Origin of the sequence: Flavobacterium adiutor (assembly GCF_048282555.1) — a bacterium.
Taxonomy (GTDB): Bacteria; Bacteroidota; Bacteroidia; order Flavobacteriales; family Flavobacteriaceae; genus Flavobacterium.
This window is the reverse complement of the sequence record NZ_CP182487.1, coordinates 2,176,668-2,190,467: the sequence shown is the minus strand read 5'-3', so window position 1 is coordinate 2,190,467 and position 13,800 is coordinate 2,176,668. Positions and strand designations below refer to the sequence as shown.

Genomic DNA, 13,800 nt, shown 5'->3' with positions numbered 1-13,800 from the left:
TTTATTAAAATTTAAGGTTGGCACCAAACAAGAAAGTGCGTTGTCTTGGATAAATCGTTTTATCAAAACCGTTATTTGTAATTTCAGGATCTAAACCACTGTATTTAGTAATTACAAAAACGTTTTGTACTCCTATTGAAAGTCGTAAAGAAACTTTTTCATTAATAACATTATCGAAAGTATATCCTAAAGAAATATTATCCATTTTTAAGAAAGAAGCATTCTCTACATAAATATCTGACATCAAGACATTTTCAGTAGTCTGAAAGTTCGTTTCATTGATCTGGGTAGGTATATTATTTAATACTCCGCCACTTGTCAAAGAGTTGTACTGTGCTCTTGCGGCATTTACTCCATTAAATATATTGTTACCTATGCTTGCCCTTAAATTGAAAGAGAAATCAATTTTTTTATAATTCATATTTGATGCAAATCCTAAAGTAACATCCGGATCAGGGTTGTTATAGATGTATTTGTCAGCTTCATTTTTGATATTATCACCGTTCAAATCAGCAAAAGCACCATCAATTGGTTTTCCTGCAGTATCGTATAATTGTTTGTAAACATAGAAAGAATACGGCGTAAAACCTTCTCTGAAAATTTGTGCAGTACTTCCGTTTCCGGTGATGTTGTCTCCTAAAAATATATCAGAGTTAAAAGCTAATTCACTAATTCTTCTTTCAAATTTAGATGCGTTAAAATTAACGTTCCATGAGAAGTTTTCAGTTTTAACAGCGGTTGCATTTACTGTAAGCTCAACCCCTTTTGTAGTAAATCTACCAATGTTTTGATATACTCTGTTAGAAAAATTACTTCCGTCAGATATAGCGACATTCGCTAATAAGTCTTTTGAGTCTTTGTAGTAAGCATCCACACTAGCCGTGATACGATTATCTAAAAATCCAAAATCTAAACCTCCATTATAAGTAGTTGTTTCTTCCCATTTCAAACCTTTTGTTAATCTGTATGGAAGTGCGATTGTAACGGGATCCGTTCCGAAATAATATTGAGAATTTCCTGTTCCTGATTCGTATTTTTTAAGATAACCGTTAGGTTCCGGAATATCCTGCTGACCTGTGATACCATAACTTAATCTTAATTTTACATCAGATAGTGTTTTGCTGTCTTTAAAGAAATCTTCTTTAAGTTTCCATGCAAAAGCAACTGAAGGGAAATTACCCCAACGATTTTCTTTATCAAATCTTGAAGATCCATCTCTTCTGTAAGATAAAGTCAGTAAATATTTATCTTTGAAGTTTAAGTTTGTTCTCGCAAAGAAACCGATTAAAACCGTTTCAGTATCTAAAGTAGTTTCAGGGAATGTTGCCGGTAAATTTACGTCTAAAACATTACCAGTTTCGAATCTTGAACTTTCAAATCTTTGGTACGAATAACCACCTGTTAATTCAACATTTAATTCGTCGAAAGTCTTATTATATACTAAATAGGCATCCAATAATTTATTCTGTCTTTTTGCCTCAGTATATTCATTAGCACCATAAGGGAAGTTGCCAAGAGTTGGACCTGAACCGGCATTTGGGTTCACCAGTCTTCTTCTGTCTCCATTAGATTCGTCAAAGCCTAAATTTACAACCGCTCTTACGTCCGGGAAAAAGTACAGCTTGTAATCTACTTCAAAATTTCCGAAAAAACGGTTACTTTTAGCTATATCCCTCGTGTTAAGTAATTGTGAAACAGGGTTTCTGGCTGCATTAGGGTTCAGTGGGTATTTATTATCTACAGGAGCACTAAGGTATTCGAAGAAACCATCATATGGTGCGCCTTCCACTCTTATAGGCTGTGTAGGGTCAAAACTAATAGCAGTTCCTTCTACAGCATCTGAAAATCTGTTTTTTTCGTATGCATAATTAGCAGAAAGCTTTACTTTTAAGCTATTTTCAAAAAATGCAGGATTCATTACTAATCCAACAGTATTTCTTTTAAACTCATTTGTGATACGTAAACCTTCCTGGTTGGTATTTCCTAAAGTAAGACTAGTAGGGATAATGTCGAACAAACTACCTCTAACCGCTAAACTCTGATCAAAAGATGATGTATTTCTGTAAATCGCTTTTTGCCAGTCAGTGTTGGCTGTACCTAACTTACCTGAATCCTGAGGTCTTCGGTCTGCGATAAGTTTTCTGAATTCGTCTGCACTAAAAACATCAACTGTTTTAGTCAGTTTTCCTGCACCAAATTGTGCATTATAATCAATAGATAATTTACTGCTTCCTTTTTTAGTTGTAATCATGATCACACCATTAGAAGCTCGTGAACCATAAATTGCCGTAGCAGATGCATCTTTTAAAATAGTCATCGATTCTATGGTAGCAGGATTCAGGGATGCCAAATATGAAGCAGAACCTGTATTAGTTGCGTTTTCAAGTGGTAATCCGTCAACAACAATTAAAGGATCGTTACTTGCAAAAAGCGAACTTCCTCCCCTGATTCTTATCTCAGATAAAGATCCCGGAGCACCGGATGAATTAATAGACAAACCAGCTACACGTCCGTTAAGAAGGTTTTCAGTTGTAATATTGTTCCCTTTATTAAAGTCTTTTGTTGTAAGTGCTACTACAGAGCCAGTTGCATCCTTCTTTTTAACAGAACCGTATCCAACTTGTACCACAACTTCCTGAAGTATATTAGGATCTTCCTCAAGAGATACAGTAAAGTCTTTTTGGGTACCAACAGTAATTGTTTGAGTTGTATAACCTGTAAATGAAAAAGTAATTTGAGCTTGTTCTTTCAAGCCATTAAACTGGAATTTACCGTCAAAATCCGTAGTCATGCTTAAATTACCTTGTGATACCTTTATATTTACTCCTGGTATAGGCTGTCCGGTCTTTTTGTCCAGAACAATACCTTTTACTGTGCTCTGAGCGAAAACACAGAAAGGAAGGAGTAATAATAAAAGTAAAAATTTGTTGTAAATTTTTTTCATACTTTTTTTTATTTATTTATTTGATTCGGGTTTTGTGATTTAATAAGTTCAAATGAAAATACATAACACTTATTCAAACATTCCGGCTTATTAATTCACCCTGCAAAATTAAGGATACTGTAGGGTGTTAAGACAGGGAAAAATTCATTTATAAAGGGGGGTAATTTCGTAAAAACATCAATATAAGGCATTATAAAATACACAGGCTTACTTATTGTGTCCTAAAAAAGTGATAAAACAAATAATCTGTCATCTTAATAAATATTTTATAAAATCAGCCAAATTGCTGTTAAAACCAGCAATACATTGGACAGACAGTCTTTCTGATCAGTATTTTAATACCGAAAAAAAAACATAGAAACCATAAGCCGTAATTATTCTAAAAAACAAATGCTAATTTTACGCGTTTTTAATACATTATTAATTCGGAGAGTAAACAGATTTCAACATTATTCAAAATATTGATTTGGCTTTCAGTTTACGTTCTTCTATTTTATATCAAACAGCAGCAAGCTTTTAAAATTTATGAAGCTAAAGTCATTTATCATTATTCTTTCGCATACTATATTTGGACAAAATTATCCGATAAAACATCTGGATATTTCATCAGGACTTTCTAATAATTCTGTTGCCACTATCTATCAGGATCAAAATGGTTATATGTGGTTTGGAACTTTTGACGGGCTTAACAGATATGATGGAAATGATTTTAAAATTTACCGCCATGTTCATACAGATCCCTACTCTATTCAGGGAAACGCGATTAGCTGTATAGAAGGTGACTTTGAAAATAATTTATGGGTAGGAACAACCGCCGGACCAGTAATTTTTAATGCCGAACGATCGTCTTTTACTCCTTTACAATATTATGACATCAACAAAAAAGTCAAACCTTTAAGCTTTACTGCCTACGAAATAATTGCTGTACATTCTTTACACCTTATTATGATCGCTACAAAAGAAGCTATCATACTTTTTAAGGAAGGAGAGAAAATTGGAACTGCCATACCTTTTAACGGTAAATTAAATTATATCGCAAGATCCATCGCTTATGATGCCAAGAAACAAATTTTCTACGTTTTTATAACCGGAACCGGCCTTTGCCAGTACGATATAAAGTCAAAAAAACTAACGCTGCTCAACAATACAATTACGGGTACAAATTGCATTAAACTGACCCGTGAAGGACTCTGGATTGGATCTGACGAAGGTGCTTATCTATATAATGAACACCACAATACCTATTCTAAAAACTACTTCAAAATAAAAACAGTCGTACGCGATTTTTTTCAGCAAAAAAACCGGCTTTGGATTGCGACTGACGGATCTGGATTATATACACTTACAAAAAACCAGACCACTCCTGTCTTATACCGTGCAAGCGGTCCTGTTACGTTGCTTAAAAGTAAATCGCTATATGATATATTTCAAAGTAAAAATGGAGAAATGTGGTTCGGATCATTACGTGGCGGAGTCAGTATGATGGGAGAAAAACCACTCGATTTTAATCATTATAAAAATAAGGATGCTCTGGGGAATAAAGAAGGCGATAACCCTGCTAAAAACTTTATGCTTTCTTTTTGTGAAGATGAAAAGAAAAACATATGGATTGGAACTGATGGTGACGGAATGCGCTATTGGGACAGAAAACAAAACACGTATGACACATACTCGACGACGTCATCTGCCGGCAAAAAAATACAGAGCGATTTTGTGACCAGTATCGTCCGGGATTCTGACAATGCCATCTGGGTTGCAATGTGGAAAGGCGGAGTGTGTCGGATTGATCCCAAATCAAAAGCAATTCAGAATTTTTCAATTTATAATCAGTTCACTAAAAAGGCAGAACAGGAATCATGGGTCCTTTTTTTGGATTCAAAAAAAACATTATGGCTTGGTGTTACGAATAACGGAGCGCTATATCAATTAGACAGAAAACAAAATAAATTTATTTGCTACAGTAATAAGTTGCGTGATGTTACCTGTCTCTACGAAACTCAAAACGGTAAAATATGGGGAGGAACTTTTAATTCTTTTTTCGAAATAGATCCAAAAACAAAAAAAGTAAAAACCTATCATTCGGATTATACAGTCAGATGCATCACCGAGGATCAAAATCGAAATCTTTGGATTGGAACTGTAGAAGGAGGCCTGTTTCTATATAACCCCAAAACGGGAACATCCAAAAAATACACTACACAAAACGGTCTTTCAAGCAACACGATACTTCGCCTTTTAGAGGACAAAAAAGGAAATTTATGGATGAGTACCTATGATGGGATTTCAAGACTAAACCCTAAAAATAATACTTTCAGGAATTTCGGAGTATCTGACGGACTTCAGGGCACACAGTTTAGCTGGAATTCAGGCACTAAACTTTCGACAGGCGAATTTATTTTTGGCGGTATAAACGGCTTCAATATTTTTGATCCAGACAACATAAAAGACCAAAAAAATACCGGTAAATTTTTATTAAATGATCTGCTTGTCAACAATCAGCCTTTAAAATCAGATAGTCCTTATATAACAGAAAAGAAACTTGAAATGATAAGCGCTGCCGAGCTTCCTTATGATAAATCGGCATTGAGTTTTGATTTTGTTTATCTGGATTACGTCAATTCCGAAAAAATCAATACTGCTTATTTTCTTGAAGGATGGGACAAAGACTGGAACTATACCTCAAAAAACAACAGAGCAAATTATTCGAGGCTATCAGAAGGAACTTATGTCTTTAAGGTAAAAACCACTGATGTTTTTGGAAACTGGACTAATGAAGTAACGCTCGCCACGATAAAAATCCTTCCGCCCTGGTACAGAACATGGTGGGCTTATACACTTTATTTAATCGCTATTTCCGGTGCCATTTATGCGTATGTGGATTATCAAAAAAACAAAGAAAGGCTTCGATACGAGATAAAACTTGCCCGTATGGAGCATAAAAAAGACAAGGAACATGCTGAAAAACAATTTTCTATGTTTACCTACATGGCGCATGAGTTACGCACTCCCCTGTCTTTAATTATAAATCCGCTAAAAAGTACCATCGACAGAAAAAATACCCCTGAAGATGATGCTGACCTGAATCTCGCCTATAAAAATGCAAAAAGATTATTGAGCCTTACAGATCAGCTGCTTTTATTCAGGAAAGCAGAAACAGATCTTGATGAGCTTAAAATTTCTAAGATTAATTTAAACAGCCTCTGCCGTGAAATCTACAACAGTTTTACGCAAATGGCGACTGTAAAAAATTTAAAGTATCAATTTATAGAAGAAAATACACCCTCTGAAATATATGGTGATTATGAGAAAATAGAAATTACACTCTTCAATTTAATCTCCAACGCTTTCAAGTTTACACCAAATGATGGCACTGTAAGCATTCAGATTATCGAAAAAACGGATAATGTTTCTATCATAATAGCAGACACCGGAAGCGGAATTCATGAAAACGATATGAATACTATTTTTGAAAAATTCAAGCAGATCCAGTCTAAAAGCAGTAACGGGTTTGGAATAGGTCTGTATGTGGCCAAATACTTTGTGGATAAACATCATGGAGAAATAACATGTACAAGTAAAGTCGGAAAAGGAACTTCATTCACTATTGTACTTCCAAAAGGAACAACACATTTTGCAGAAATGAGCATCAATGAGAATTGTCATCAGATGTCGCCTATTGTTGGAGAACTCCTTGAAGGAATGCCGGCAGATAACACCACTATACCTGAAAGCAGTAATCAGCCATCAAATCCTGAAAATATAAAATCAGCATTAATCAGTAGAAAGAAAGTAGTCCTGATTGTAGAAGATAACTCCGCAATGAATCACTATCTGGTAAAGCTTTTCTCTAACAATTATATTGTTTATTCGGCAGCTAATGGACTCGAAGGATTGAAACTAATGCAAAAACACATGCCTGATATTGTACTGAGTGATATCTCAATGGAAGGCATGAACGGTTTAGATCTATGCAAAAAAATCAAACAAAATGATTATTCAAGCCATATCCCGGTGATACTTCTGACAGCTACCACAAGCAATGACATTCATTTGCAAAGCATTAATGAAGGTGCAGACGATTATGTAACCAAACCTTTTGACAACAATATACTTTTGGCACGTGTAGATGCTGTACTTCGAAACAGAGGGCAATTGCGAAAATATTTTCTGGACAGCATAACACTTCGTGAAAATGAAAATAAGGTTCCTCTTGAATATAAGGAATTTTTGGATAAATGCATCGAAATCATTGAAAAGAATCTAGAAAATAGCGACTTTAATCTAAAGAGTTTCTCTGCTGCAATGGGCATGAGCCATTCCAGTCTCTACAAAAAGATTAAAGCAATCTCCGGACAAACTGTCAACGGTTTTATCCGATCTATCAGAATCCGCAGAGCCGCAGTAATTATGCTTACTGAAAGCATTAATATCGCACAGGCTGGACATCAGGTTGGTATAGAAGATCAACGGTATTTCCGCCAGCAGTTCGTAAAATTGTTCGGAATGAAACCTTCTGAGTATATCAAAAAATACAGGAATTCCTTCAATAAGGAACTGAATGTTATTCAGAATGGAGATGATATTGTGTAAAGCAGCTAAACTAAAAATAATATTTCTTCCGACTAAACAAAAACGCCACTTACAGCAAGTGGTTTTTTTGTTGTAAAAAATTAGACTTAAATTTAGAAAACCCCAAAACTGCACAATGGTGTGACAGTAATGAGGCCCGCTAAAACTATAGATTGAATAATTCAAATTGTTTAAGATCTCTGGTGTTTTTTTGCACAGCCAGAGCAGAAAACATGCCCAACACGAAAGACATACCAAAAAATCCTTTTTCACTGAGCAGCAAATCAGCATTCCAAAGGCCAATTATCAGTAATACAATCGAAGCAATAGTACTGAACCAGCTTATACTGTAATACAAATCGGTTACAGGTATTCCCTCCAGCCTGTCACGCACACTTTTTTGAACTGATATGACGGAGAAAAGACCAAAGAGGAGAATGGTAAAATAATATCCTTTTTCGTTGTAAGCCATATCCGAATTATTAAGACCAATACAATAGGAAGTAATACCAATAATTAAAGTCATCCATGATGCGCCTATAAAAGCTGCGCTTGGTTTTAAAGGACTATAGCCGTTATTATTTTTTTGATTGTTTGATTCTGAATTATTGATTAATTCATTTGATTTTAGCGGTTCCATAATTTTTTATGTTTATAATGATGAAGCAAATGTCAGCATCAAACAACTGTTATAAAAGTAATTTTATCTATAAAACTGACGATATAAAAACTCATTTTTAGTATTTTTACCGAATATATTATCGTACTATGAATGCACTTCACGAGATAGCAGATATAATGAATGAAACAGAAAAAAAGGCATTCATACAATATCTTTCAAAAAAAAACAAGCGTAAAGACACTGGAAACATAGCCTTATTTAATTCTTTTAAAACTGACGATATAAACTTTAAAAAAAATGTTTTAAAAAGTAAAAAAAGCACTGATTCTTATCATGCTCTTAGAAAAAGGCTCTACGACAGCATGATTGATTTCATGGCTAATAAAAGTTTTGAGAATGATACCTCGGAAGAAAGTACAGTACTTCGTCTTATTGTTGTAAGCCGTCTATTCTTTGAACATAAACTTATAAAAACAGCTTTTAAGTGTTTGGCAAAGGCAGAAGACATTGCGTTAGGGATTGAGCATTTTAACCTTTTAAATGAAATCTATCGGACACAGATACAATTTTCGCATTTTAATTTATCTGAACCCATCGAAAGAATTATTGAGAAGTTTACAGCCAATAAAAAACAGCTAGAATATGAGGAACAGCTTAATTTAGGCTACGCTGTTTTGCGCCGTGAACTTGCTGCTATTTATCATGAAGGCCGAATAACCGATTTTCAAGCCCTTATAAAAAACACAATTGAAACACACGGCATATCCTTAAACAAGGGACTAACTTTTAAATCCCTTTATCAAATATTATTTATTGCCAACGAATATGCATCTATTAATAACGATTTCTCGCTTATTCAGCCTTTTGTTGTTAAAAGCTACCATTTTATTAGTAAAAAAAACGATCTCACAAACAGACATTTATACTATCATATCTACATTTTATACTTTATAGCCAATTTCTATTTTAGGAATGGACAGTTTACGGAATCTTTGAGTTACCTTGATTTAATGTTTACAGAACTTCAAAAACAATCCCGTAAGTATTATCAGCGCTTCTGTCTCCGTTATTTTTTATTGCTGGCTTTTAATGAAAACTATCTTGGACATTCTGAAAAGGCCATTGAAATTGCTGAAAAAGCACTTTCTTCAAACAAAAAAGCAGATCTTAACGACAGTAATGACATCCGTCTTATGCTGATTGTTTTTTATATACAGCAAAGTGCAGGACGTGATGCCCTAAAAGAAATGGCAAAATTAAACCATACTGACAGCTGGTACGAAAAGAAGATGGGTATGGACTGGACCATAAAAAAATGTCTTGTAGAAATTCTTCTGCATGCGCAACAGGAAAATACTGAACTGGCTTTATCCCGTATAAAAAGTTTTAAACGACGTTATAAAAAATACCTTTTAACGGTAAATGAAGAACGTGTCGTGCAATATCTTCTTTTTGTTGAACAATATGTAATGAAACCCGAAATTATACAAACACAAAAATTTCAAAAAGCAATTGAAGACTTTATAATTACTGCACAAAAAGACCCTAAAGATATTGTAATTATGAGTTTCTTATCCTGGTTACTTGCAAGAGTCAGGAGAAAAGCAATCTATGATACAACCTTACAACTACTGAAGACATATTTCCCTGTAACAAATTCTATAGGATAGTCAAAATAATAAATTATGTTAGTTAAGGTTCCACTTCTTTGTTTCATTTAATAGGCGAATTGCAAATGCATCAGCTTATCAGAATCGCATTTTCTGAATTCTTACTGCATTTAAAATCGCCAGCAGAGCAACCCCAACATCAGCAAAAACGGCTTCCCACATTGTTGCCAGTCCTCCTGCTCCCAAAATAAGAACTCCCGCCTTTACTACAAATGCCAAAGTTATATTCTGCCACACTATTTTTTTGGTCTGTTTTCCAATACGAATAGCTAATGGTATTTTTGAAGGCTTATCATCCTGAATTACCACATCAGCAGTTTCAATAGTAGCGTCGCTTCCGAGTCCGCCCATTGCTATCCCTACGTCACTAAGAGCTACTACGGGCGCATCGTTAACACCGTCTCCCACAAAAGCAACTGTACCCATCTTTGCCTTAATTTCTTTGACCTTATTTACTTTATCTTCAGGAAGCAGATCGCCAAATGAGTTATCAATTCCTAATTTATCTGCCACAAACTTCACTACAGCACTTTTATCACCACTTAGCATTGTAGCTTTTACATTTAATTTATGCAACAGTTCTATAGTTTTTCGGGAATCTTCTTTTATGCTGTCTGCAATCGTAATATAACCCACAAACTTTTTGTCAAAAGCAACAGCAATAGTAGTGTACACAATTGAAGAAATATCGACATCGTAGCTAATACCAAATTTATCCATCAGCTTGAAATTACCTGCCAGAAGTTCTTTACCATCAATGAGCGCTTTTAGTCCGTGTCCGGCAATTTCTTCGGTGGTTTCAATTTTTATTGAACTGTCTGTTTCGCCAACATACTCATGTATAGCGGTTGCGACAGGATGCGAGCTTTGTCTTTCAACAGCATTCACCATCTTTAGTATTTCATGCTTGTCAAACTCAGGTTTAAAGACAGTTTCCTGAACTTTAAAAACGCCTTCGGTCATGGTACCGGTTTTATCCATAACCACATTTTGAATACTGGCCATCACATCTAAATAATTGCTTCCTTTAAATAAAATACCATTACGGCTCGCTGCACCGATTCCTCCAAAATAACCAAGCGGAATTGAAATAACCAAAGCACAAGGACAGGAAATAACTAAAAATACGAGCGCTTTGTATAACCAGGTATTAAAATCGTAATTATCTGTAAAGAAAAAGGGCAGAAAACAAATTCCGGCTGCAAGGAATACCACAATAGGAGTATAAATTTTTGCAAACTTTCTGATAAATAATTCTGTTGGTGCTTTTTGTGAAGTTGCATGCTGTACCAGCTCCAGAATTCTGCTGAGTTTACTCTCTGTATAAGCTGTAGTCACTTTAACCTGAGCAGCTACATTAAGATTGATCATTCCGGCCAAAACAGTTTCTCCTTTTGTTTTGGTATCAGGTTTGCTTTCTCCGGTTAGCGCAGCGGTATTGAATGAAGCACTATCTGTCAAAAGTTCACCGTCAAGCCCTAATTTTTCTCCGGGTTTTAACTGAATTATATCTCCAATATTAGCATCTGCTGCCTTAATTATTTTTGGTTTTCCGTCTATAAGAATAGTAACTTCATCAGGTCTTTGGTCTAAAAGGCTTTTAATATTTCTCTTTGCCCTTGAAACAGCAAGTGTCTGAAAAACCTCGCCTACTCCATAAAAAAGCATTACAGCCACCCCTTCAGGATATTCTCCGATACTGAATGCCCCAATAGTCGCGATACTCATTAGCAAAAACTCTGAAAAAAAATCTCCACGAATAATACTCATTATTGCATCTTTTATAACTGTATAACCTACAATTAAGTATGCCAGAATATACCATCCTAATCTTACTAATCCTGTAAACCATGACTGAGAAATCCAGTTATCCATAACAATTGCGGCAATCAAAAGCATGAAACACAAAACGGGTAAAAGAAGCATTTTAAACATACTTCCATCCATATTGCTATGGTCATGGCCGTGATCATGACTGTGTCCGGAATGGTCATCACCATCATCAGCCGAATGGTTTTCTGCACTTCTTTTTTTACCTACGTTTCCGTAAGCTTTTTCAGAATGTGCACAGCAGGAGGATCGTTCTGTATTATTGCGAAGTTTATTTTCCATGTTATATTTTTATATACTCTAATGAAATAGAGAACGATAGGGTTTTATTTGGATTCAGTATTTTTTTATATTCTGCTATTTTAAACATTTATCGCATATTCCTTTGGCCAGAATCTGAATTTCATCAATCTGCAGCCTGGAATCCATGTTTTCAGGAAAAACAATTTCTTCCTTACACGTGGTTTCATGACATTTTTTACAATAAAAGTGCAAATGCATGTCCTTATGATTTTCCTGACTGCATATTTCTGCACAAAGCTTATACTTTGTGGTATTTTTATCCAGAATTTTATGAACCAAACCTTTTTCCAGAAAGGTCTGTAGTGTTCGATATATAGTTACTTTATCTGCTTTATGAAAATATTTCTCAATTTCAGCCAGCGATAAAGCAGCTGTAACTGTTTCCAGATATTCATAAATTAAGATACGCATTGTAGTTAAACGCATATCTTTATCCTTAAAAACATCCTCTGTCGATTTTTTCATTTTAACTTACTTTACAGAACCAGAAGGTTTTAATTTTAATCATGCTAATCGTAAATTTACGAAGATATTTCCCTTGCACTTTGCCCTGATTCTATTTTAACAATTCAATATTTTTTCATCTGGTTAATGTTCGTGTTCCCCTGAATTACTTAGTTTGGCATTGACAAAAAAGGTACCTTTCGTGACAATTTTAGTTCCTTCCGGAATTTCTTTGACAGGTGTAATAGCAGTGTAACCCAATTCTGAAACTCCTTTTGAAACTTCAATTTTTTCAAAATTCAGACTGTTGGAAGCTATTTTTTTTTCTTTTTCTTCATTATGTTTCTCACCGGATTCACCGTGTTCATCATGCACTTGTGTTTTTTTATCCGTTTTAGCAAAAATGTAATATTTTCCATCTGCCTCAGCAATGGCATCATTTGGCACAGCCGCAGTCAAAGCATTTCCGATACTGATCATGGCAGTTATATTCATTCCGTCTATAAGTCCCGTTTTATTTCCTGTAACAGTACAATGAATGGCAACCGTTTTACTTTCGCTCTCGAATGAAGAACCAATATTAAACACTTTCGCTGTATAAGAAGTAGTGGGATTATTGGTTAAGGTAAAATTTACCGTTTGTCCTATTTTCACCATCGGAAGATCTTTTTCAAAAACCTGAAGATCAAGATGAATAAGGCTGTTATCTACAATTTCCACTACCGGGGAAGAAACATCTACGTAACTTCCGATTTTAGCAAACTCACTGCTGACTGTTCCACTTATCGGACTTGTAACGGTCAGCGCTGATCTTAAACCCGAAGCACTAATCCCTGCCGGATTTATTCCCATGAGCTGTATCTGTTTTTGAAGAGATGCTTTTCTTGCGCGAAGTGAATTCACTTCTGCAGTAGCACTTTGCAGGTTTTTTAAAGTCCCCGCATTTCCTGCCTGAAGCTCTCGCTGACGGCTTAACTCCTGATCTGCCAGTATCATTTTGCTTCCAATAGTCAGGTATTCTTCCTGAAGCTGAACAAACTGCGGATTTTCGATTATAGCGATAACCTGCCCTTTTCTCACGTGATCTCCTAATTGTACTTTGAGCGATTTAATTACGCCACCATACAATGACGTTGCGTTGGCTTTATTGTTATTGGGTACTCTTAAAGCGCCGTTTGCTTTAATCGAAGCAGTCAGATTTTTATTTTCAATAGTACCAAGAGTGATTCCAACAGACTTTATCTGATCTTCTGTTAGAGTGGCAATAGTAACTGTTTCTTCTTCGGGTTCTTCTACTCCCGATTTTTCGGTTTCAGAATTACCTTCCTCCACATTATTTTTTTGTCCACAGCTAATCATTGAAAAAACTATGGCAGCAACAATTAAAATTTTTATTTTGACTTTCATTTATGCATTAT

The 13,800-nt window shown here is 35.1% G+C and carries 7 protein-coding genes; 2 read left to right on the top strand and 5 right to left on the bottom strand.

What is annotated here, in order from left to right; genetic code table 11:
* Positions 1 to 4 precede the first annotated feature (4 nt).
* Complete coding sequence (locus ACNC7R_RS09440) at positions 5 to 2,944, bottom strand: SusC/RagA family TonB-linked outer membrane protein (RefSeq protein WP_417940748.1); 2,940 nt, start codon at positions 2,942 to 2,944, stop codon at positions 5 to 7.
* Between the two features lie 525 nt (positions 2,945 to 3,469).
* Between ACNC7R_RS09440 and ACNC7R_RS09435 the strand changes: the two genes are divergently transcribed.
* A complete protein-coding gene (locus ACNC7R_RS09435; protein WP_417940746.1) occupies positions 3,470 to 7,534 on the top strand; it encodes a hybrid sensor histidine kinase/response regulator transcription factor in 4,065 nt (1,354 codons plus the stop codon).
* 145 nt (positions 7,535 to 7,679) lie between these two features.
* Here the strand turns inward: ACNC7R_RS09435 and yiaA are convergent, their stop codons facing one another.
* Positions 7,680 to 8,153, bottom strand: a complete 474-nt coding sequence (gene yiaA / locus ACNC7R_RS09430; protein WP_417940744.1) for an inner membrane protein YiaA — start codon at positions 8,151 to 8,153, stop codon at positions 7,680 to 7,682.
* 128 nt (positions 8,154 to 8,281) lie between these two features.
* Between yiaA and ACNC7R_RS09425 the strand changes: the two genes are divergently transcribed.
* Positions 8,282 to 9,805, top strand: a complete 1,524-nt coding sequence (locus ACNC7R_RS09425; protein ID WP_417940742.1) for a hypothetical protein — start codon at positions 8,282 to 8,284, stop codon at positions 9,803 to 9,805.
* Between the two features lie 78 nt (positions 9,806 to 9,883).
* Here the strand turns inward: ACNC7R_RS09425 and ACNC7R_RS09420 are convergent, their stop codons facing one another.
* From ACNC7R_RS09420 to ACNC7R_RS09410, 3 genes are all read right to left on the bottom strand, one after another.
* The gene (locus ACNC7R_RS09420; protein WP_417940740.1) at positions 9,884 to 11,917 is read right to left on the bottom strand and encodes a heavy metal translocating P-type ATPase; all 2,034 of its coding nucleotides are present in this window, start codon (positions 11,915 to 11,917) and stop codon (positions 9,884 to 9,886) included.
* Positions 11,918 to 11,992: 75 nt separating this feature from the next.
* On the bottom strand, positions 11,993 to 12,403 hold the full coding sequence (locus ACNC7R_RS09415) for a Fur family transcriptional regulator (RefSeq protein WP_417940738.1): 411 nt from the start codon (positions 12,401 to 12,403) through the stop codon (positions 11,993 to 11,995).
* A 123-nt stretch (positions 12,404 to 12,526) separates the two neighbouring features.
* A complete protein-coding gene (locus tag ACNC7R_RS09410) occupies positions 12,527 to 13,789 on the bottom strand; it encodes an efflux RND transporter periplasmic adaptor subunit (protein ID WP_417940736.1) in 1,263 nt (420 codons plus the stop codon).
* Positions 13,790 to 13,800 lie beyond the last annotated feature (11 nt).

Excerpts from the sequence above, each read along its gene's own strand:
- ACNC7R_RS09440 (WP_417940748.1), bottom strand. The coding sequence starts at position 2,944 with ATGAAAAAAATTTACAACAAATTTTTACTTTTATTATTACTCCTTCCT.
- ACNC7R_RS09435 (WP_417940746.1), top strand. The coding sequence starts at position 3,470 with ATGAAGCTAAAGTCATTTATCATTATTCTTTCGCATACTATATTTGGA.
- yiaA (WP_417940744.1), bottom strand. The coding sequence starts at position 8,153 with ATGGAACCGCTAAAATCAAATGAATTAATCAATAATTCAGAATCAAAC.
- ACNC7R_RS09425 (WP_417940742.1), top strand. The coding sequence starts at position 8,282 with ATGAATGCACTTCACGAGATAGCAGATATAATGAATGAAACAGAAAAA.
- ACNC7R_RS09420 (WP_417940740.1), bottom strand. The coding sequence starts at position 11,917 with ATGGAAAATAAACTTCGCAATAATACAGAACGATCCTCCTGCTGTGCA.
- ACNC7R_RS09415 (WP_417940738.1), bottom strand. The coding sequence starts at position 12,403 with ATGAAAAAATCGACAGAGGATGTTTTTAAGGATAAAGATATGCGTTTA.
- ACNC7R_RS09410 (WP_417940736.1), bottom strand. The coding sequence starts at position 13,789 with ATGAAAGTCAAAATAAAAATTTTAATTGTTGCTGCCATAGTTTTTTCA.